At 52.2% G+C, this 21,203-nt stretch carries 15 protein-coding genes; 4 read left to right on the top strand and 11 right to left on the bottom strand.

Annotation, left to right across the window (positions count from 1 at the left end; translation table 11 throughout):
• Positions 1-47 precede the first annotated feature (47 nt).
• From acnD to AACY09_RS20410, 4 genes are all read right to left on the bottom strand, one after another.
• A complete protein-coding gene (acnD, locus tag AACY09_RS20425; protein WP_339490687.1) occupies positions 48-2,642 on the bottom strand; it encodes a Fe/S-dependent 2-methylisocitrate dehydratase AcnD in 2,595 nt (864 codons plus the stop codon).
• 70 nt (positions 2,643-2,712) lie between these two features.
• Complete coding sequence (gene prpC, locus AACY09_RS20420; protein WP_339490686.1) at positions 2,713-3,840, bottom strand: bifunctional 2-methylcitrate synthase/citrate synthase; 1,128 nt, start codon at positions 3,838-3,840, stop codon at positions 2,713-2,715.
• A gap of 70 nt (positions 3,841-3,910) precedes the next feature.
• Complete coding sequence (gene prpB / locus AACY09_RS20415; RefSeq protein ID WP_339490685.1) at positions 3,911-4,798, bottom strand: methylisocitrate lyase; 888 nt, start codon at positions 4,796-4,798, stop codon at positions 3,911-3,913.
• Positions 4,795-5,532, bottom strand: coding sequence for a GntR family transcriptional regulator (locus tag AACY09_RS20410; protein WP_339490683.1), 738 nt, complete (start codon positions 5,530-5,532; stop codon positions 4,795-4,797). Before AACY09_RS20410 ends, prpB begins: the two co-directional genes overlap by 4 nt.
• Positions 5,533-5,814: 282 nt before the next feature.
• Between AACY09_RS20410 and rloA the strand changes: the two genes are divergently transcribed.
• Genes rloA through AACY09_RS20395 form a run of 3 tightly spaced genes read left to right on the top strand, consistent with a single transcriptional unit; the run spans position 5,815 to position 8,873 of the window.
• On the top strand, positions 5,815-6,351 hold the full coding sequence (rloA, locus tag AACY09_RS20405; protein ID WP_339490681.1) for a retropepsin-like aspartic peptidase RloA: 537 nt from the start codon (positions 5,815-5,817) through the stop codon (positions 6,349-6,351).
• Between the two features lie 5 nt (positions 6,352-6,356).
• The gene (gene rloB / locus AACY09_RS20400; protein ID WP_339490680.1) at positions 6,357-7,883 is read left to right on the top strand and encodes an osmotic stress tolerance membrane protein RloB; all 1,527 of its coding nucleotides are present in this window, start codon (positions 6,357-6,359) and stop codon (positions 7,881-7,883) included.
• 3 nt (positions 7,884-7,886) lie between these two features.
• Positions 7,887-8,873, top strand: coding sequence for an alpha-L-glutamate ligase-like protein (locus AACY09_RS20395; RefSeq protein WP_339490679.1), 987 nt, complete (start codon positions 7,887-7,889; stop codon positions 8,871-8,873).
• A 55-nt stretch (positions 8,874-8,928) separates the two neighbouring features.
• Here AACY09_RS20395 and AACY09_RS20390 read toward each other — a convergent pair whose 3' ends face one another.
• The 7 genes from AACY09_RS20390 to AACY09_RS20360 form a co-directional block, all read right to left on the bottom strand.
• On the bottom strand, positions 8,929-10,059 hold the full coding sequence (locus tag AACY09_RS20390) for a MalM family protein (protein WP_339490678.1): 1,131 nt from the start codon (positions 10,057-10,059) through the stop codon (positions 8,929-8,931).
• A 13-nt stretch (positions 10,060-10,072) separates the two neighbouring features.
• Complete coding sequence (locus AACY09_RS20385; RefSeq protein WP_339490677.1) at positions 10,073-11,653, bottom strand: outer membrane protein transport protein; 1,581 nt, start codon at positions 11,651-11,653, stop codon at positions 10,073-10,075.
• Positions 11,654-11,663: 10 nt separating this feature from the next.
• On the bottom strand, positions 11,664-12,668 hold the full coding sequence (locus tag AACY09_RS20380) for a transporter (protein ID WP_339490675.1): 1,005 nt from the start codon (positions 12,666-12,668) through the stop codon (positions 11,664-11,666).
• A gap of 51 nt (positions 12,669-12,719) precedes the next feature.
• Positions 12,720-13,481 (bottom strand): C39 family peptidase, encoded by a 762-nt coding sequence (locus AACY09_RS20375; protein ID WP_339490673.1) that lies wholly within the window; start codon positions 13,479-13,481, stop codon positions 12,720-12,722.
• Between the two features lie 77 nt (positions 13,482-13,558).
• Positions 13,559-14,002 (bottom strand): DUF6160 family protein, encoded by a 444-nt coding sequence (locus AACY09_RS20370; protein ID WP_339490671.1) that lies wholly within the window; start codon positions 14,000-14,002, stop codon positions 13,559-13,561.
• Between the two features lie 241 nt (positions 14,003-14,243).
• Positions 14,244-16,955 carry a LuxR C-terminal-related transcriptional regulator gene (locus AACY09_RS20365; protein ID WP_339490669.1) on the bottom strand — a complete coding sequence of 904 codons (2,712 nt, stop codon included), beginning with the start codon at positions 16,953-16,955 and terminating at the stop codon, positions 14,244-14,246.
• Positions 16,952-19,666, bottom strand: a complete 2,715-nt coding sequence (locus AACY09_RS20360; RefSeq protein ID WP_445323902.1) for a LuxR C-terminal-related transcriptional regulator — start codon at positions 19,664-19,666, stop codon at positions 16,952-16,954. Before AACY09_RS20360 ends, AACY09_RS20365 begins: the two co-directional genes overlap by 4 nt.
• Before the next feature lie 170 nt (positions 19,667-19,836).
• Here AACY09_RS20360 and pabB point away from each other — a divergent pair, with 170 nt between their 5' ends.
• On the top strand, positions 19,837-21,186 hold the full coding sequence (gene pabB, locus AACY09_RS20355; protein ID WP_339490667.1) for an aminodeoxychorismate synthase component I: 1,350 nt from the start codon (positions 19,837-19,839) through the stop codon (positions 21,184-21,186).
• The last annotated feature ends 17 nt before the right edge of the window (positions 21,187-21,203 follow it).

The following is a 21,203-nucleotide window of genomic DNA, read 5'->3' as shown; positions in this document are numbered from 1 at the left end:
GGCACGATCTGAACCCTTCAGGCGTGCAACCGAAGGTATTTTAAATGTTACAGCGCGCCACTCGACTCAAGAAAGTCTTGAGCAAAACGCTGCAATACACCGCCTGCCTCATAAATCGAAACTTCTTCAGCGGTATCCAGACGGCAAATCACTGGCACTTCAAGGCGCTCGCCATCTTTACGGTTGATCACCAAGGTTAAGGTCGCACGTGGCGTTCGCTCACCTCTCACGTCATAGGTTTCGGTGCCGTCTATACCAAGCGTGTGGCGGGTAACGCCGGGCTTGAACTCCAGTGGCAATACACCCATGCCGACCAGATTGGTGCGGTGAATCCGCTCAAAACCTTCGGCGACAATGGCCTCAACACCGGCCAGACGCACGCCTTTGGCAGCCCAGTCACGGGACGAGCCCTGACCATAATCGGCGCCGGCGATGATGATCAGTGGCTGCTTGCGCTGCATGTAGGTTTCAATTGCTTCCCACATCCGTGTAACGGTGCCTTCTGGTTCAATGCGCGCCAGTGAGCCCTGCTTGACCACGCCATTCTCAATAGCCATTTCATTGATCAGTTTGGGATTGGCGAAAGTTGCACGCTGCGCGGTCAGGTGGTCACCGCGGTGCGTGGCGTAGGAGTTGAAATCCTCGTCAGGCAAGCCCATTTTTGCCAGATATTCACCCGCCGCGCTGTCGAGCATAATGGCGTTGGATGGCGAAAGGTGGTCGGTGGTGATGTTGTCTGGCAGCACTGCCAAAGGGCGCATTCCGCTCAGCGTTCGCTCCCCTGCCAATGCCCCTTCCCAATAAGGCGGACGACGAATATAGGTGCTCTGCGGACGCCAGTCATACAGCGGGCTGACTTTAGGTCCGGTATCTTCTTCGATCGCAAACATCGGGATGTAAACCTGATTAAACTGCTCAGGCTTGACGCTGGCCTTGACCACGGCGTCAATCTCTTCATCCGACGGCCAGATATCTTTCAAGGTGACCGGTTGCCCATCATTATCGATACCAAGCACATCTTTTTCGATATCAAAACGAATGGTGCCGGCAATCGCGTAGGCCACTACCAAGGGCGGCGACGCCAGAAAGGCTTGCTTGGCATAGGGATGAATTCGCCCGTCGAAGTTACGGTTGCCAGACAACACAGCCGTGGCGTAGAGGTCGCGGTCAATCACTTCTTTTTGAATCGCCGGATCGAGCGCACCGCTCATACCATTACAGGTGGTACAGGCAAAACCAACAATGCCAAAGCCTAGCTTCTCCAGCTCAGGCAACAGTTTGCCTTCTTCAAGATACAGCTGAACGGCTTTCGAGCCGGGTGCCAACGAGGTTTTCACCCAAGGCTTGCGGGTCAGGCCGCGCGCGTTTGCATTTCGCGCGATCAAGCCGGCGGCAATCACGTTGCGTGGGTTACTGGTATTGGTGCAACTGGTGATCGCCGCGATAATCACGGCGCCATCTGGCATCAAGCCTTCTTCGTTCTCGACGACGCCACTGATGCCTTGCGCCGCCAACTCTGAAGTCGGCACCCGACGATGCGGGTTGGACGGACCTGCGATATTACGCACCACAGTTGATAAGTCGAATGTCAGCACGCGTTCGTATTCGGCGTTGGTCAGTGTGTCAGCCCACAAACCTGTAGTCTTGGCATAATTTTCCACCAACTTGACTTGCTCGCTGTCGCGGCCGGTCAGGGTCAGATAATCGATGGTTTGCCCATCGATATAGAACATCGCCGCTGTCGCGCCAAACTCAGGCGTCATATTGGAAATGGTTGCACGGTCGCCTAGCGTCAGAGCATTGGCTCCCTCACCGTAAAACTCAAGGTAGGAAGAAACCACCTTCTCCTTGCGTAAGAATTCAGTAATCGCCAACACGATATCTGTAGCCGTAATGCCAGGCTGACGCTTGCCTGTCAGCTCAACCCCGATGATGTCTGGGAGACGCATATACGAAGCACGGCCAAGCATTACGCTTTCAGCCTCAAGACCGCCGACACCAATGGCAATCACGCCCAGCGCATCAACGTGCGGGGTGTGGCTGTCGGTGCCAACCAAGGTATCGGGGAATGCAACACCGTCACGGGCGTGAACCACCGGGGACATCCGCTCCAGATTGATCTGGTGCATGATGCCGTTGCCCGGCGGAATCACATCAACGTTTTTAAAGGCTTTCTTGGTCCAGTTAATAAAGTGAAAACGGTCTTCGTTGCGACGGTCTTCAATCGCCCGGTTCTTCTCGAAGGCATCCGTTTCGAACCCCCCATGCTCAACCGCTAACGAGTGATCGACAATTAACTGTGTCGGCACTACAGGGTTAACTTTTGACGGATCACCGCCCTTCTCGGCGATGGCGTCACGCAAACCGGCAAGGTCTACCAAGGCGGTTTGACCCAGAATGTCATGGCAAACAACTCGCGCCGGAAACCACGGAAAATCCAAGTCGCGCTTACGCTCAATGATCTGCGTCAGCGCTGCAGTCAGCATCCAAGGCTCGCAACGGCGAACCAGATTCTCTGCCAGAACCCGCGAGGTGTATGGCAGTTTGTCATAAGCGCCGGGCTGAATTTCATCAACCGCAGCGCGGGTATCGAAATAATCCAGCTGAGTGCCGGGCAATGGTTTGCGATAATCGGTATTCATCAGTCAGAACTCATCAGGTCTGTTATCGGAACGCCTCGCACGGCTAGGTTGCGAGGCGTTTCGCGCGCGATTAGCGCTGGTCGAGTGGCGGTACTGGGCGTTGTTCTACGCCGGTGTACTCGGCACTTGGGCGAATAATCCGGTTATTGGCCCGCTGTTCGAACACATGCGCGGCCCAGCCGGTCAGGCGCGAGCAGACGAAAATGGGCGTAAACAATTTGGTTGGGATGCCCATGAAGTGATAAGCCGATGCATGATAGAAGTCCGCATTGGGAAACAGCTTCTTTTGCTCCCACATGGTTTTATCTATCGCCTCGGAGACCGGATAAAGCACGGTGTCACCCACTTCGTCCGCGAGCTTTTTCGACCATTCTTTGATCACGTCATTGCGTGGGTCGCAGTCTTTGTAGATCGCATGACCGAAGCCCATGATCTTGTCTTTACGCTCAAGCATCGCCAGCGTTCCGGCTGCCGCTTCCTCGGCGGAGGAGAATTTTTCAATCATCTCCATCGCCGCTTCGTTAGCACCACCGTGCAACGGCCCGCGCAAGGTGCCAATCGCCGCCGTGACACAGGAGAACAAATCACTCAAGGTCGAGGCGCACACCCGCGCCGTAAAGGTAGAGGCATTGAACTCGTGCTCCGCATACAGAATCAGTGAAACATTCATGACCTGAACATGCAGCTCGCTCGGCTTTTTACCGTGCAGCAAACGCAAGAAGTGTCCTCCGAGTGAGTCTTCATCGGTCATGCATTCAATACGCACACCGTCGTGACTGAAGCGATACCAGTAGCACATGATGGCCGGAAAAATGGCCAGCAAACGATCGGCCTTGTCCTGCTGCTGATCGAAGCTTAACTCTTGCTCGAGGGTGCCGAGCACCGAAGCGCCCGTACGCATTACGTCCATCGGATGGGTATTGGCCGGAATGCGCTCCAAAACTTCTTTCAACGCTTGCGGCAGGTCGCGCTGAGTTTTGAGTTTGGTTTTATAAGCAGCCAGTTCCGCGGCGTTCGGCAGTTCGCCGTAAAGCAGTAAATAGGCAACTTCTTCAAAGCCTACATTCGCCGCAAGATCACGCACGTCATAACCACGATAGGTCAGGCCTGCACCTTCTTGGCCAACTGTCGACAGGGCTGTTTGACCGGCAACCTGGCCGCGCAGGCCCGCACCACTCAATACTTTAGCTTCAGCCATTGCTCTCTCCTCTTGAATTTTTTATGGATACTGCAACATCGCTCATGCGCTGGACGCGAGCGGCTCAATCTCAGGCTTTCTTGCCCGCAAACAAGGCATCAAGACTCTGCTCAAAAGCGTGATAATTGATGCGATCGTAAAGCTCCATGCGCGTTTGCATGGTGTCGATCACATTCTTCTGCGTGCCATCACGGCGTACCGCGTTGTAAACATTCTCGGCGGCTTTGTTCATCGCCCGGAACGCTGAGAGCGGGTACAGCACCAGAGAAACATCCGCAGATTTCAATTCGTCGGTGGTAAACAGCGGGGTCGAGCCAAACTCGGTGATATTGGCCAGAATCGGCGCCTTCACCTTGTCGGCAAATAGCTTGTACATCTCAAGCTCAGTGATGGCCTCAGGGAAGACCATGTCGGCACCTGCCTCGACACAAGCGGCGGCGCGATCAAGGGCCGACTCAAGGCCTTCAACTGCCAGTGCATCAGTACGCGCCATGATCACAAAACTGTCATCCGTACGCGCATCAACCGCCGCCTTGATGCGGTCGACCATCTCTTGCTGGGAAACGATTTCTTTATTGGGGCGATGCCCGCAGCGCTTGGCACCGACCTGGTCTTCAATATGGATCGCTGCCGCGCCGAATTTGATCATCGACTTGACCGTACGGGCGACATTGAACGCCGAGGCGCCAAAGCCAGTGTCAACGTCAACCAAGAGGGGCAGATCGCAGACGTCGGTAATGCGTCGAACATCGGTTAACACATCGTCCAGGCCTGTGATACCCAGGTCAGGCAAGCCCAGCGAACCCGCAGCAACACCACCACCTGACAAATAGATGGCTTTGAAACCTGCACGCTTAGCGAGTAAAGCGTGGTTGGCGTTAATCGCACCAATAACTTGCAACGGATGTTCTTCAGCAACGGCGTCGCGGAACCGCTGACCAGGAGTTTTCAAGCTCATGACTGACCTCGTGAAGTAGATGACTGTGTAGGTTCGGGCTGTTTTTGCTCGCCCAGATAATGGCGCTCAATATTGCGTTTCGAAGCGGCAATATGGCGGCGCATGAGCAACTCAGCGAGCTCACCATCGCGGTCCGAGATAGCATCAAGAATTCGGTGGTGTTCGGCAAAAGCTTGATGCGGCCGGTTTGGCGTGGAGGAAAACTGAATCCGATACATACGCACCAGTTGATACAGTTCACCGCAAAGCAGCTGGCTCAGGGTGCGATTGCCGCTGCCCTGAATAATCCGGTAGTGGAAGTCAAAGTCGCCTTCCTGTTGGTAATAGCCACGGCCCGCCTGAAACGCCTCGTCGCGTTCATGGGTTTCAAGCACCCGACGCAGTTCGTCTATTTCCTGCTGGGTCATACGCTGCGCGGCGAGCTTGCAGGCCATGCCTTCGAGCGACTCACGAATTTCGTAAAGCTCAATCAATTCTTCGTGATTAAGGGACACCACGCGGGCGCCGACATGAGGTATGCGGACCAGCAAGCGCTGCCCCTCCAACCTGTGGATTGCCTCACGTAGCGGCCCACGGCTAATGCCATAGGTTCGTGCGAGCTCCGGCTCGGAGATCTTGCTGCCCGGGGCGATTTCGCCTTTAACGATAGCCGCTTGAATCCGCCGAAAAACGTGCTCGGAGCGCGTTTCGCTTTCATCTTCCGCGCTGACAGTACTCACGGTGGCATTCAGCATATTGTCGACACCTGACGAAATAATTGCTGGAAAAATACCCCCAAGCAACGCTTCAGTCAATTAATCTGCATGCATTGTCGACAATCCATCGCCGCGATATTTTTCCTTGGGGTTTGGGTTAGTATCGAAGAAAGCCGGTTAGAGCCTGTTACTGCACAAAACGGGCATGTTAGAATACTTTTCAAGCAGATCCGCTAAAATGCACTAACTGCTACTCTCCACCCTAGGCGCAAGGACAACGAAGCCTTATCGCCTTTACCCCCGAGCCACCGAATAGGACTTATGAGACTGAAGCCCTCTGCACTGATTCTTTGCCTGCTTCTCTCTCCCAGCTTAAGTGTTGCTGCGGACAAGACCGTTTATGGCTTGAATGAATACGTCAAGCTAGCGGGCATCGACGTTGAAGTCGCGGCTAAACTAGATACAGGTGCAAAAACAGCATCACTGAGTGCACGGGACATTGAGCGTTTCAAGCGCGATGGTGAGACATGGGTACGCTTTTATCTGGCGATAGATGACGCCCATAACAACCCAATTGAACGCCCCTTGGCACGTGTCAGCAAGATCAAAAGGCGCTCCGGCGACTTTGATCCTGAAGAGCAAAAAACCTACACCGCTCGGCCTGTAATCGAACTCAAACTGTGCATGGGCAAGGCCCAACGTACAATTGAAGTGAACTTGACCGACCGAAGTGCTTTCCAATACCCGCTGCTGATTGGATCTGAGGCCATAAAACGCTTCAATGCACTGATTGATCCAAGCCTTAAATACGCATCAGGGAAACCTGCATGTACCACTGACGCAACCCTTGGCGAGTAATGTCCATGCGCTCTCTTACCCTGCATCTGAAAATCCTGATCACTATTTTGGTGAGCTTGGGTATTCTGATAACGGCATACCAAATTTTTATCCTTGGTATCCCACTGACATCAGATGAAACTGATGACCTCTGGAACATCGATGCCAAGATTGAATTCCAAGCCAGTTCAAAAGAGCCGGTCAAACTGCAAATGTTTGTTCCGCCATTGAACCAAGACTACGTCAGTCTCAATGAAAGCTTTATCTCTAATAACTACGGCGTAAGCGTTAACCGCGCCGACGGTAACCGCAAGGTCACTTGGTCTGCGCGGCGTGCCAGCGGCAAGCAAACCATCTACTACCGTTTGGTACTGACTAAGCGTTATAGCGGTGAGCAAGCCAAAGCTAAAGGCCCTATTTTCCGTGACAGCCTGCCCGTCGAAGGCCCGGAAAAAATTGCTGCGGACGCCCTCCTCGCGCCGATTCGTCAGCATTCGGCTGACGTTGAAACCTTTATCAGTGAAACCATCAAGCGCGTGAACAACGCCAATGATGACAACGCCAAACTACTACTCAGTGGCGATGCGTCAACATCCAATAAAGCCAAAGCGGTTGAACTGCTTTTGTCGATTGCCCATGTGCCAATGGAGCGTGTTCACACAGTGCGTCTGGCAGCTGAAATTCAGCAGGTGCCGGAACTGTGGTTGCGCAGCTTCAACGGTGACAAGTGGCTGTACTTCAACCCCGAAACCGGCGAGCAAGGCTTGCCTGCAGACCGTCTGGTTTGGTGGGTGGGTGACGATGATCTGATCAAGCTTGATGGTGGCAAACAGGCGCAGGTTTCTTTCGCATTGAATAACAGCGAAATGAATGCAATTCGCCTAGCCAAGCTGACTGACGAAAGCACTGACGCTGACTTCCTGTCCTACTCTCTCTACGGTTTGCCGTTGCAGACGCAGAACAACTTCCAGATCATGATCATGATCCCTATCGGCGTATTGCTGATTCTGATCCTGCGAAACCTGGGCGGCCTGCAGACACTCGGCACCTTTACCCCTGTGCTGATTGCCTTGGCCTTCCGCGAAACACAGCTGGGTTTCGGTATTGTGCTGTTCACCCTGATCACCACGCTCGGCCTGTCACTGCGCTCGTATCTTGAACACCTCAAGCTACAGATGCTGCCAAGACTGTCGGTTGTGCTGACTTTCGTCGTGATCCTGATTGCAGTAATTAGCCTGTTCAGTCATAAACTGGGTCTTGAGCACGGTTTGTCGGTTGCCCTGTTCCCAATGGTAATTTTGACCATGACCATTGAGCGTCTGTCGATTACCTGGGAAGAACGTGGTGCCTCGCACGCATTTAAAGTTGGCGTCGGCACGCTCTTCGCCGCCTCGATGGCATATCTGCTGATGTCCGTTCCCGAGTTGGTTTACTTCATGTTTACCTTCCCGGCCGTACTGCTCATTTTGGTAGGTTTCATGCTCGCTATGGGTCGTTACCGCGGCTATCGCCTGACTGAGCTTTTCCGTTTCAAAGCCTTCCTTAAGGATTAAGCCATGCTAGGTCTATGGAAAACCTGGAAGGCCCTCGAAGCCAAAGGCATCATGGGCATCAACCGACGCAATGCGGATTACGTGCTGAAATACAACAAACGGCACCTGTATCCGCTTGTGGACGATAAAATTCTGACCAAAGAGCGCGCGATCGCTGCGGGCATAAATGTGCCTGAGATGTATGGCGTGATCTCTACGGAAAAGGAAATTGACAACCTCAATGACATCATCGGCAACCGCACCGACTTCGTCGTAAAGCCTGCACAGGGTGCTGGTGGCGACGGTATTTTGGTAGTTGCCGACCGCTTTGAGGATCGCTACCGCACGGTGTCCGGCAAGATCATTACTCACGAAGACATTGAGTTTCAGATCTCAAGTATTCTCACAGGCCTCTACTCCCTTGGCGGTCACCGCGACCGCGCACTGATTGAGTACCGGGTCATTCCGGATCAAATCTTTAAAAGCATCAGTTACGAGGGTGTGCCGGATATTCGCATCATCGTTCTTAAAGGCTATCCGGTGATGGCGATGTTACGCCTGCCAACCCGCCAGTCTGGCGGCAAGGCAAACCTTCACCAGGGCGCCATTGGTGTGGGTGTAGACCTTGCAACGGGCCTCACCCTGAATGGCACATGGCTGAACAACAAAATCACCAAGCACCCCGACACAACAAACGCAGTAGATGGCGTTCAACTACCGGACTGGGACGGTTTTATGACCCTCGCCGCTAATTGTTATGAGCTCTGCGGCTTGGGCTACATTGGTGTCGACATGGTACTTGACCAAGAAAAAGGCCCGTTAATTCTCGAGCTCAATGCACGCCCTGGACTGAATATTCAAATCGCCAACGACACTGGCCTGACCCTGCGCGCCCATGCTGTTGAAGCGCGCATTGCCGAGCTTGCGAAAGACGATATCCAGGAAACGCCGCAAGAACGGGTACGCTTCGCGCAAAGCTTGTTTGCGCATAAGTTTGTCCGCGAAGTCTGACCCAAGTCAGACCAGAAAAGGCCGCTATTAGCGGCCTTTTCTTTATCTAATCGGACTAATGAATCACCGCCAGCTCAAAAGAGCCAACTTCAGCATGGGCATGAACCTGCATGCCATCCTCATCAACAACAGCCTTTTGTAATGGTCGCTTAAAAGGCTTGTTATCCAAGGTGGTTAAACGCCTATCTTCATCAGTGGTCAGCACCAATACATAACGCTCGCGGGCTGCAGGCGCAATTTGTACCACCCCCTCGATAAACGCATAGTGAGACCAGGTTTCAGCATGCAGCTGATAGACCGCGTCACTGACCAAGCGAGTGGGCCGTTTCTGCGCATCAAGAAACAACAAAGAGGGGTAGACCACCTGCTTGTTAGCGAAGCTGCGTACCCGTAAGCCGTAACGAGTTCGCGTTTTGGGTAACTTTACCGCAGCGTAGTAACTACGACCCATAGGAAAATCTAAACGCGGGGAAAACCGATTGAGCACCTCAAAGCGTGGTTCCTCAGCGAATAGCTCGGTAAAATCAGCGTCCGGTAGTTGGCTGCAGCAACGATCAGCCAACTCAGCATAAAGTCCTTCAGCTTGACCACTCCCGGCGAGCAGTGCAGTCATAGCAGCTGTACGTTGACCGTCAAGATGCGGTAACCGTACAGGCTTCTTGGCAAATTTAATCTGCCGGCCTTCAGTAAATTCAATTGCACCTGATTCAGAGCCGGAACCCGAACTGACGCGCGGATTAAGACGAGAGTTTTGCATGCGCCCCTGCTCGTCAACCCAAGTGAAATATTGGCCATCATCGCCTTCGCGTCGATATTTACGCCCTTCAAGTTCATCTGCATCGATATAGGCTGATGACAACTGACCCGTGGACAATAAAACCTCTGAGCCGCTGGACAGCAACGAGCGGTCGGCATAAAAGCTGTTTTGCAAGATTCCATTAGCATCGACCCAGGTAAAGTAACGCCGTTTACTTTCACTGGGCGCTTGAGGCAGTCCAAGACTTTCAACAGAGCTGGGCCGTGCCTTTTCACGCATCAGCCGTTGCTGCTGATCAAATGCGTTATGCAAAGGCGTATTGTGCAACCTTCCCTGTACATCAATCCACGTCAGGTAACGGCTATCAGCGAACCCTACTGCAGCCCACGAAATAGCAAGAATTGTCAGCAGCACATTAAATATAGGCATAGCCAAACACCTCTCAAAATGAGGTTCGGTACGTTAAGGCAAATACGTAGGCTTTCACGGTCGTTTTCACGTCAAGGTCTGCATAGGGGTTGTAGACAAGGCCATCGATACTCGAGCAGTTAATATTGCAACTCGAACCTGCAGGAATACTTTGCTTGCTGACCAAGTAGTTAAAGCCAAGGTCAATAACCGTATCTTTATCCCACTGATAACCAGCGCCAAGGCCGTATAGGGTCGCATCACCGATCGGCGCGAGGACATCCGCTTTATTCCCCGGGATAGCTGAAGGCCGCGGCTCATAGCCCACGCGCAAGGTCAGGCGGTCGTTGTAGTGATACTGCAGACCTAAAGCCCAACTCCAAACCGACTTGTACCCGCGATCGAGAATCAGGCTGGTTGAGGTCGCATTGTCAGGCGACAGCAGACTGGCTATGCGCAGAATATCCAGCTCGCGATCAAACTTTATTTCAAACTCATTCCAGGCGGCATAATCGGTCCACTTCACATCAAAATTAATTTGCCATTTGGGGGTTGGATTGAGCTTGATACCCGCCGCGAAGTGAGCCGGATAGGTCAACTTGAGCGATGCCTTGCCCTGCTCGTTATCAAAAACACCATCCGGGGTGATGCTACTGAATATTGCACCCACCAGCGAGCTGTCCAAGCCCTGCCAAAAGCCCTGCCAGTCATCACTGTAAGAAATGTTGTAATCACCCTTGAGCTTGGTCTTCGCTTCGCTTTGGTAAACGGCACCCAGCGCAAACCAATCAACCGGCTCCCAGAGAAAACCGATGTTCCAGGTGGGTGAAAGTGATTGCTGCAAGTCGAGATCGATGTTTGCGATATCCGTGAACGGACCTAGATCTCCGCCACAAATATTCAGCAATACCTCAAAAGGATTGCCATCAATGGTACAGAGCGCATCTTGAGCCGCCCCCGTAAAACCTGTTAATACGCCGGGCGCACGAAAGTCTTCATTTAGTGCCAGTGCCTGGTGTGAAAAACCAACAGAAAGGCCCACCGAAAGTTGATCATTTACTTGGTAGGCAACTGAGGGTGACAGGTAAGTAATTCTTTGAATAGCAACTTGTTTGCCTTGATAACGTGCAGGGTCATTGTTACCGCGTGAGTAACCCAGCACCTGAGGCGCATACACATTATTGGCAAATGTAAACTTTGAACCTGGAGGCGTTATTGAAATACCTGCCAGCGGCGCAAAAAGCAGCGGAACATCGGTTGCCCCCCCCAGCCCAGGAAAATACATAGTCGACGTGGTGGTACGGCTGGATGAATTAGCCACTGGATCATCCGATAGGCCAAAGAAACTGTCGCCGTAATTCTCAGGGGCCTTAAAGTCTGAGCGAATATCCAGTACGCCTGTCACAAACTTTATCGCCACTTGGCGCCCTTTTAACTTGGTCAATGCTGCGGGATTGTAGTGGACTGCATCTATACCTGAGGAATCGGCGGTTATCGCATTGCCCAGCGCCATGGCTTTAGGATTACCAATCGTTAGGTTTTGCGAGAGTTGTGCCTGCGCTGCACTCACCCATAATGTACCAGCGAAGGAAAACAGATATTTAAAAAACTTCATAAGCGCCCCCTTATTCTGGTTTAAGGCCAGTGATATCGAGTGGCATTGACAGCCCCAACAAGACGTCGGGAGAGTCTTCTGTTAAACCAAAGCCAGCATTAACATTGACAATGTAGTCGGGCGACGTCCTCAAACCCAATGAGAAATTCATGACCGCACTGGTTTGTTCACGACCTTTCAAGTTAACGTCTTCAAACTTGAACTTCGGTGCAAGGTTATAGGCCATTTGGTAAGAGGCGGCCAAAGAAACGTCATAGGACAAGGCATAAGCGAAGCCCATATTGAAAGAAAAAGCAGACCCCGGATCAACCTTTTTTAACAGGCGCCCGCCGCGAACTTGATTAATATCCTTTATAGGAAAGTTGTAGGTATAACCTAGCGAACCAAAGAGAACGACAGGATCAATAACATACGACAGGTTAGCGCCAGCGCTAAGACTGTAACTGCCATTCCCTGTCGACAGGTCATCATCGACTTGTATGTCGTAGGGGCTATCGCCGGTTGGCAACCCTAAAGAGGCATATAGAGTGGTAACAGGCGCTCCACGCTGCGCATTCCATGGCTGCCAGCGTAAGCTCGCAGAAATATCGCCCAAGCTGTAGGCATTCAAATCACGCTCTGTATCATACTTCGCCACAAATGGTAGACGAATACTAAATGTAAGGTTGTCCCATACCCCATAGTCGAAAGTGAACGAAGTGGTGAAGGTATGTTGTGCTTCAGACTGACCGATTACACTAAATGAATTATCACCTGTTCTTACCGTTTCGATGACGGTGTCCCTGACCAAACTATAATCAACACCATAGGTAAGGGTTCGCTCGCCTTTCTTAAGCAGCGTGTAGCTTTTTTCAGCGGCTTGGAAAACTTCAGCCAGCGCGGTTGCGCTGTCTGCGTCACCATCCTGCTTCCCTAAAGCATCCCTAGCGCTATCAACAGGCTCATCTTCTGCACGTACGCTAACACCCGGAAACAGGCATAGCGCGCATATAACGATGGCGCATGCAAGTCTCATACAAAATACTCCGTTATTATTGTTTGAACAGCACGACACAACAACCAACAGTCATTTGCGGCGAATATGTTGGATCGCCCCATTGGAACCCAGGTCGGTTGCTTGATTTTCAGTAAACTTATTAATTTCCGGAAATGTCCGGAACGCTAACAGTGAAATAGTACGATCATCAATCACTCGCATATCGTGGTCATCTAAAGCAAGCGCATTATTTATGACATCCTCGCTAGGATAGATAACGAACAACACATTCTTATCCCAAACAGCCTCAAAGCGAACGCGGGTAAAACTTATATTGCCAATTGCAGGGTCCGCCACAAACACATGCTCGTCAAACACATCACGCACGACCACAAAATGTTTAAAACCTGCGTACTCTATTGGCACAATAACGGGATGTTCCAATCCTTCCAAATCTGCAAAAGTTGCTCGAAACCCACCACTTTTATAGCCCAGCGCAGATACGAATCGTTTCATATCCAGTAGCGAAAAACCCCGCCGTGCGACAATTTTATCTGCCTCGCCGAATTTAAGTAGCCCCTCCATAACCTGGCGTTCTTCTAAGTTATTCCCCAAGAAGTAATCAAGCAATGTTGTAAGTGCGGCTGAACCGCAGCTGTAATCATAGGCTTGGCGAATAACCCGCTTAAATTGCAATTGATTAAGGGGTTCTAATTCAATGGACTCTCTAAGCGGATGGCTGTTAAGCACCGCCGACGAAAGATTAATGCGTCCCTTCGGTTGCGGTTTGATCTCCACCGTTTCGGTAACACCGAAGATACCGATTAGACTACCGAGTAATATTTCAATCATCGGAGTTTGTCCTGTCTTAGGATAAAGACCCTGCCAGTGGCACCGGCAGGGAGTCATAGCTAAGAAAGGCTATTGGCCTAGTGGCCCCAGACTTTTACAGTAGTGCCGGCCAAGTTGATGTCGCTCACGGCAAGCGAACCAATGCTCGCGGCTGTTGTGCTACCCACCTTGATAGCACCCACTGACAACTGGCCGGTTACAGCTGGTAGACCGATTTGCAGTTGCTCTGTGTCGGTACCACCAATACTGGTTGTGACTACGTCAACCAGAATGGGGGCGTCGTCTGAGATGTTGAAACCATCAAAGGCGATGGTTTCGAGGCGCAGTGAGCCGCCTGCAGGATCATTGTCGGTGTATACAACGCTGCCGATACTGCCGTTGAACTCACCCGAAATACTGATACCGTCTTGACCGGTCACTGTTGCCAGCGCGGAATCATCCATGGCTTTCAACTCAGCCTGCGCCATGAGCGGCGCGACGAGGACAGTTGCTGCTAATGCAAACTTGTTAATAATTTTCATTGTTGTGATCTCCACAGTTCTCGGTTTTAGTATCCCGAAGGATGCTGCCATGGACTCCTGTCGCTAGCAGCGGGAACGACAACCTGTGTCGCTATTCGAAGTGATATTGCTTCCCTAGTCATACCGCCTCGAACACTTAATGCTGTTGCATCAAGTCCTGCCTTAAACCTACTGTGGCAATCCGCTGCTGCCTCCCTAACCAATGAATGGAGGATCAAATCCAGAAATTATTAACGGCTACCTATGCCTCGCTCAACAGCCCTAGGCTCTTGCCTTTAAGCACCGCTTGGGTTCGGCTTTTTACGCCCATTTTTGAAAACAGATTATGCAGGTGCCACTTAATCGTCGCTTCAGACAGGTGTACGGCTTGGGCGATATCGCGGTTAGATAGGCCCGCCCCGACGAAGCGTAAAATCTCCCGCTCTCTGTTGCTTACATCCTGATTGTCATCAAGCTGTTGATAATCAATGGAAAATGCCTCGCATTGGGCGCGAAGCATTTCACCCAATAATTGCCACTTTTGTTGCGCCGGCTTATCGACACAAAACCAGGCCTCCATGACCGGCAGTAGCCAGAGTGCATCGTCGATAAATAAGCGCTGATAACCACGACTTACACCACTTTCAACTACTTTTTTTAGCAATTCAAAAGAGCGTTCAGTGTTACCTTTTCTCCAGTAAGCCACTGAAAGTAACAGCGATAGTCTTAGGTTTTGATCCGTCATCGGCAGGCTGTTGTCAGCCCCTAAACAGGTCTCAAGCGCCGTCAGCGCTTTATCCGCCCGCCGTTCTGAAAGAGACAGACGTGCCTCGGCCATAACCAAACTAATGTTGGCGTTTGCGTGACGCTGGGCGGGCAACACTGCGAGATGCTGCTTCAGTTGCAGGCAGATGCGCTCAGCCTCATTGGGCCTGCGCAACCACAGTAAGAACTGCACTTTACAGCTCATTGCCTGCGCATACACACGCTCATAACCCGGGGCATGCAAGCTTAGAATCCACTCGTCAAGCTCATACAATGCCTGCTCTGTGTGCCCTTCATAAAAACGCTTACGAACGATGACTAACTGACCACGGTTCAACAGCTCGACAGGTGTGACTACATCACGCCATGCCGCCGCTTGCGCGACGCCATTCAAAGCATCTTGGTCAACACCCTGCTCATAGAGGATGTCGGCACAGGCCAACCACAGAGGCCCACCCACGCGGCTTTGCTCACCCAGGAAACAGCTGGCTAATTCACGCGCACGCTCAGCAATCTCGGCCCCCTTGTGCAACTCGCCAAGTTGCTTGCACACGCACACCTCTATCATGCTCGTGACGACGCTCAGGTAATCGCTCTGGGTTTCACTGAGCTTCGAGCGCGCTGCAAAAATGGCCTTTGACGCTTCTGCATAGGCGCCTTGCAATGAATAGCAAGCGGCCTGCAAACAGGATAAGCAGGCTGAAAACAACGGCTGCGAACCCGACACCAATTTTATCCAGTGAGCGGTCACTTTCAGGCAGCTGTCGAGTTTGTCTTGGTAAAGCAGTACCAGGGCCTTGATGATTTGTGTAGCAGCAAACAACTCAACGAAACCTGGTTTCATCTCCTCGGTGCTTCCGTCCTGCAGTTGCGCGCTGATTTCCTCAATCAGTGACTCTGACTCGGCGTACTTTTGCTCGAAGGCTAATTGCCAGGCGAAGAAAATCTGAAATACGCAGTATTCTTGAATGACCTCAATCGGGACATCCTGTAGGCAACCGAGCACTTGATAGACTTTTTCATCCGCTATCAATTTCCAGCCATAGGCCTCCAACAGATGCGCGGCAAAGCCATAATCGCGGGAGCGGATCGCATATTTGATCGCTTTTTCAGGCAGGTCCCGTGACTCACACCAATGCGCGGCTGCATGCAGCAGGTGCGTGGGGTCTTCTGTTTTTACCAAGCGACGCTGCAGATATTCTGCGAACAATGGATGGTAGCGATACCAACCACCCCGACGTTCAGCCTCGACAATAAACAATTGCTCATTGCACAAGTAAGCCAAGGTTTGTTGGCCATCGTCTCGGCCGGTCAATGCATTACAGAGCTCAGCATTGAACTCATCCAGCAGTGAGGTGTAATTCAGAAAGCGCTGCAATTGAGCGGGCAGATCAACCAGCGCATCCTCGCTGAAATAGTCAGCTAGATTACGTTCTGTTCCGGGCATATTCACCGTTGGAGTGAATCGCCGGCTCAGCATTGGACTTATGAGCGACGCAAGATGAAGAGCCGTGACCCAGCCTTCGGTTTGCGCGTAGACCTTGGCAATATCGAGATCGCTGGCCTGAATCGATTTTATATCACGGTAGTATTGATGCACTTCATCGTGGTTAAAGCGTAAGTCGTCCACGTCAAACCAGCATACTGTTGCGTCATTGGAAAACATGCCTGCTTTAAAACGCGTGCTGATGACGAAGTGAAGGTGACCGGGCAGTTGCTCCAGCGCTTGCTCGATCTGCTCGGCAAAACTGCTGTCACGAATACAATGGAAATCGTCCAACATCACATAGAGTTCAGCTTCAACATACTGCAGCTGACTAAAAAACAATGCCAGCAGTTGCTGATCGGACAACGCCTTATCACTTGCCAGTCCCCGCCTGACAGGCTCAGCGAAACCTGGAATCTGAACTGCTATCGTTTCACTCAAGTAACTCAGCAGGCGCCTGAGGTCGGCGTCCAAGGCATCACAAGACAGCCAGGCCACCTTTACACCTTCGGCCAGTAGGCGCTGATAGTATTCGCTTAAGACTGCGCTTTTCCCATAGCCTGCGGGTGCGCTTAACACCATCAAACGTTTATCACGCAAACGGAACATCTTGTCGATCAGAACCGTGCGCGGCATCAGTCGGTCAGTGCCAAGATGTTCCGGCACGAGCTTGCTCGACAGCAGGCGAATTTGGGTAGACTTCAACTCGGTTTCAATACTCATGATCCTAACATCCCTAACTCACGGGCACGCCTGATCGCTTGAGTGCGATTGCGTACTTTGAGCTTCTCGTAAATGTTATGCAGGTGCCATTTCACGGTACCCAGGGCGAGTGTCAATTGCTGACCGATCTCTTCATTCGACATGCCTTGCGCCGCATGCCTGATCACCTCCTGCTCGCGATCAGTCAATGCTTCCTCAACCGTCTCAAGCAGGCGCTGGGCCGACTCTCCGGGCCAGAGTGCCAGCAGGCCGCGAATAAAATCCTGCAGTGCAGGCTGTCGTTCAGCTGTTTCAAGCTGATCAAGCATGCCGCGAATGGCCTCGCCTTCTTCCAGAAACAGGCTGCGAACATCTTCGCGTTCGGCCGCGATCAAGCATTGAACAAGCAAGCTCTGCGAGCGCTCTTGATAGCCCAACTGCTGATAACTAAGCGCCGCTAGAAGATCCAAGCGAATGCGCTCGAGCCCTTCCCAGTCATCCAGCAGCATACCGCGCAGCTGGGTGATCTCATGCAACGCTTCACTGTAGTGTCCACGTGCCTGCTGCAACCGTGTGCGCGTCAGGCCCTGAACCCAGAGCACGGGGTTTAAACGCATGTGTACATAGTTGCTCGCCAGATCGGTCCAGTTGAGGCTCTTCAAGCGCTGTTCTGCCCGCTTTATGCGGTCATCACCGGTTTCTTGCAAAATTCGCGAAATTTCATAACCGACTGCTTGCGCGTAGTAGCGCCACGCCTTGTTGCGTGCCGCCAGGTTCTGCATATACACCAGCGTCGAAGTGGCTTCTTTGGCGTTGCCTTGCATGTACTGCAGGTGCGCTAAGCACAGCGTCCCTTGGGCATAAATATCAACCGGGCTAATAGCATCAACAATTGACAGCATGCGCTTTAGGGTCTCAGCCACCCCCTCGTACCGCCCCTGTTGATAGGCAATCAGACCTTGGGTGATTTTTGGCAATACGATGGCTTTGGATTTTTCGTTAAACCATGAGGTTGCTCGCTCGCGCAGCGTTTGGAAAAGCAGCTCTGCCTGTTTGATCTTGCCCTGTTCAAGCAACAGCAACACCTCAACATTGATGAGCTGCATGTGCAGGTAATTACCCGCCAAAAAATGGTTTCTTTGATTTGCCAGAGTCAGCAGCTTACGCGCCGCTTCGTGCCACCCCATCATCACGTTCGCCAAAGCCCCTATGGCCAACATCGCCACCTCGAGAAAGGCCGTTCGCGCACCCAGTTGAAACTCAACCCGACGCGCTAGCTTGACGCACGTGCGCAGGTCATCTTTTTGCAGGGCCATCAATGACTTGATTGCCAAGGCCGCTAACATGCTGTCGGTCAGGGGCGCGTTGGTGTCACCCTCCCGCCAACGCAGAAGTAGATCATCCAGTGCCCGATTTGCCTCATCCAGCCCAAGATCAACCACGCTTGCCCATAGGTCACTCAAGACCAAGACGGGGTATTTCACCGCGATTTCATCGGGAACATGCCGGCGCCACTTATGCACCAACTTCAACTGTCCACGATTAATCAAACTCAAGCCGCAGCCATCAATTAGCGCGGCTAACAGTTCAAGGTCTTGTGCGTGATAAGCATGCTCAATCGCGAAGTTTTGCATGTGGTTATTGGTAAACCACAAGCTGGCATTGAAATGGGTCTGTTTAAATCGCTCGACATCCTGCTTGTACAAAAGCGCACGGAGAAATTCAGCGAAGAAACGGTGAAATCGAAACCACAGACGATCGCGGTCAAGGGGTATCAAGAACAGCTGCAGGCTTTCAAGGTCCTCAAGCAATGCCTGACCATCACCACATCCGGTCAATGCCTCCGCCAAATTGCCATTAAAGCGCTGAACCACACTTAAACTAAGCAGTGCGCTCTGGCGATCAGGGGGTATCAAATCGAACGCAGCCTCTGCCAGGTAACTACCGATCGAGGCTTGATCCGTTTGAAATTCAAGCAATTGCTCAATCCGTTGTGGATTAAGTTTGAGCCACTCACTCAACAGTTTTAGACCCGTAATCCAGCCTTCGGTGTAGCTATGGATTTTCTTCAAAGGGAGGCGATCGAGATTGTGCCCACAGCACTGCAAGTAAAGCCGCGTTTCGTCCTCACTGAGGCGCAGTTCGCGTTCACCGATCTCAATCAGATAGCCTTTTGTGCGCCATGTTGCCACGTTGAGTCTTGGCTTAACCCGGGAACCAATGGCCAGGCAAAATCCAGGAGGGGCATAGCTGACGAGACGATTGATAGCACTCAGCAAGTCGGGATGTGTAACCAGCTGGAAATTGTCCAGCACCAACAACAATGACCTGTTCAGCTGTAGGATATTTCCTAAAACAAATTCCATCGCCTGAACGGGGTCAAAACAGCCGGTGTTTCGGGCTGGCGTTTCGCCCATATCGCCTAGCCCAGCTTGAATATCATTCAGGCTATGGGCCAGTTTTTGAAAGAAAACCAGAGGCGTGTTCGAGCCTTCGGTCAGGGTCAAGCACGCGACACAATGACCCTCTTCAGCCCGCTTTTTTGCAAGAATTTCCAGCTGCACAGTCTTGCCGAAACCTGCAGGTGCGGCAAGCACCAACAAGCGCGCAATGGGCGGCGTAGAGAGGGCTGATTGAATGGTTGGTCTTGCGAGGTAACGCTCTGATACCTGTGTCGAAGCTGCCTCTGGTGGCAGATTGTAGTCCGCAGGCTGATCCAGCACTTCATTCATGTCATCCATGACCTGATCCCTGTGATTCATACATTGTTACAAACGTTCACTTCCCTTGAACTCCTTCAATACTAATCAGCAATGTGCCTGTGCGCAAACCACGCAAAGGCTATAGGCCCAGCCGCGCTAGCACTCTACAATGCGCATCCACACCTGCTTGAACGCCACGTATGCCAACTTTTCAGGTTTATGCCCTACCCTACCAAGCCAATCCGGGCTCAAATTTCAGTCGCCTGAGAAATGCCCCCGGTGCAGTTTTGCTCGATGCAGGACGGCCTGTGGCGGAACATGGACGCTATGACCTTATTAGCGCTTGGCCATTGGCTGAACTGTCGCCGCAGCCAATGGAGTCAGCCAAAGACTTTCTGCAAAGACTGCGCACTGCCAACAGCACCTTGAGCAGCGAAGACCTGCCCGAAAATGTTGCTCTACCCTTCGTCGGCGGGTTAATCGGTTACTTTGGCTATGACTTCGGCCGGCGCCTCGAAACGATTACCGGCCATGCCATCGACGACCTTGAATTACCTGATGCGCGCGTAGGTTTGTATGCATGGGCCCTTATCAGCGATCACCAGTTGTTGACGACCCAGCTAGTGTTTCACCCGCAGGTGAGCCTCGCTGACCGAGGCAGGCTGATTGAGCTATTCGAAGCGAAGGAGTCCGCCAGCTGGACACGCTTCCAGCTCGACGGCAGCTTTCAAGCTGATATGAGCCGCGACAGGTACCAGCACGCGATAGAAAAGATCCAAGCCTATATTCAGGCGGGCGATTGTTATCAAGTAAACTTCGCCCAACGCTTTCAGGCCCGCTACAAGGGCGATCCCTGGCTTGCCTATCAAGCGCTTAGAGCGGCCTGCCCGACACCCTTTTCTGGCTTCCAGGCTTTAGCTGAGGGTGCTGCAATTATCAGCTTGTCGCCCGAGCGGTTTATGCGGGTTCACAATGGCCAGGTCGAGACTCGACCTATCAAAGGTACTCGCCCCCGGGATATCGACCCGAACAAAGATGCAGCGCAAGCAGCCGAGTTACTGAGCAGCGCAAAAGACCGTGCTGAAAACCTGATGATCGTTGACTTGCTGCGCAACGACCTGGGTCGCTGCTGCAAGGTTGGCTCGGTTAAAGTTCCCGAACTATTCGCCCTCGAAAGCTATCCCAATGTTCATCATCTGGTCAGTGCTGTCACAGGCCAGTTGGCAGAGGGTAAAGACCCCCTAGACCTGCTGGCCTGCAGTTTCCCCGGCGGTTCTATCACAGGCGCACCGAAAATTCGCGCCATGCAAATTATCGATGAACTGGAAGACACCCGCAGAAACCTGTATTGCGGGTCGTTGTTTTATCTGGATATACGCGGCGAGATGGACAGCTCAATTACCATCCGCAGCCTGCTCGCCAAAGACGGCACCATCACCTGCTGGGGGGGTGGCGGGATCGTTGCTGATTCACAGTGGCAAGCTGAATACCAAGAGTCGCTGACCAAGGTTGATGTGCTGTTGCGCACCCTTGAGCAGCTCAGTCAGTAATCTGCACCAGGCAGACG

Origin of the sequence: Pseudomonas sp. EL_65y_Pfl2_R95, from assembly GCF_963971045.1 — a bacterium.
In the GTDB taxonomy this organism is placed as follows: Bacteria; Pseudomonadota; Gammaproteobacteria; order Pseudomonadales; family Pseudomonadaceae; genus Aquipseudomonas.
The sequence above is the reverse complement of the archived record's forward strand: the minus strand, read 5'-3'. Positions and strand labels throughout refer to the sequence as shown.

What these genes read in the sequence shown, in the direction of transcription:
- acnD (WP_339490687.1), bottom strand. Translation starts at nt 2,642, where the DNA reads ATGAATACCGATTATCGCAAACCATTGCCCGGCACTCAGCTGGATTAT.
- prpC (WP_339490686.1), bottom strand. Translation starts at nt 3,840, where the DNA reads ATGGCTGAAGCTAAAGTATTGAGTGGTGCGGGCCTGCGCGGCCAGGTT.
- prpB (WP_339490685.1), bottom strand. Translation starts at nt 4,798, where the DNA reads ATGAGCTTGAAAACTCCTGGTCAGCGGTTCCGCGACGCCGTTGCTGAA.
- AACY09_RS20410 (WP_339490683.1), bottom strand. Translation starts at nt 5,532, where the DNA reads ATGCTGAATGCCACCGTGAGTACTGTCAGCGCGGAAGATGAAAGCGAA.
- rloA (WP_339490681.1), top strand. Translation starts at nt 5,815, where the DNA reads ATGAGACTGAAGCCCTCTGCACTGATTCTTTGCCTGCTTCTCTCTCCC.
- rloB (WP_339490680.1), top strand. Translation starts at nt 6,357, where the DNA reads ATGCGCTCTCTTACCCTGCATCTGAAAATCCTGATCACTATTTTGGTG.
- AACY09_RS20395 (WP_339490679.1), top strand. Translation starts at nt 7,887, where the DNA reads ATGCTAGGTCTATGGAAAACCTGGAAGGCCCTCGAAGCCAAAGGCATC.
- AACY09_RS20390 (WP_339490678.1), bottom strand. Translation starts at nt 10,059, where the DNA reads ATGCCTATATTTAATGTGCTGCTGACAATTCTTGCTATTTCGTGGGCT.
- AACY09_RS20385 (WP_339490677.1), bottom strand. Translation starts at nt 11,653, where the DNA reads ATGAAGTTTTTTAAATATCTGTTTTCCTTCGCTGGTACATTATGGGTG.
- AACY09_RS20380 (WP_339490675.1), bottom strand. Translation starts at nt 12,668, where the DNA reads ATGAGACTTGCATGCGCCATCGTTATATGCGCGCTATGCCTGTTTCCG.
- AACY09_RS20375 (WP_339490673.1), bottom strand. Translation starts at nt 13,481, where the DNA reads ATGATTGAAATATTACTCGGTAGTCTAATCGGTATCTTCGGTGTTACC.
- AACY09_RS20370 (WP_339490671.1), bottom strand. Translation starts at nt 14,002, where the DNA reads ATGAAAATTATTAACAAGTTTGCATTAGCAGCAACTGTCCTCGTCGCG.
- AACY09_RS20365 (WP_339490669.1), bottom strand. Translation starts at nt 16,955, where the DNA reads ATGAGTATTGAAACCGAGTTGAAGTCTACCCAAATTCGCCTGCTGTCG.
- AACY09_RS20360 (WP_445323902.1), bottom strand. Translation starts at nt 19,666, where the DNA reads ATGAATGAAGTGCTGGATCAGCCTGCGGACTACAATCTGCCACCAGAG.
- pabB (WP_339490667.1), top strand. Translation starts at nt 19,837, where the DNA reads ATGCCAACTTTTCAGGTTTATGCCCTACCCTACCAAGCCAATCCGGGC.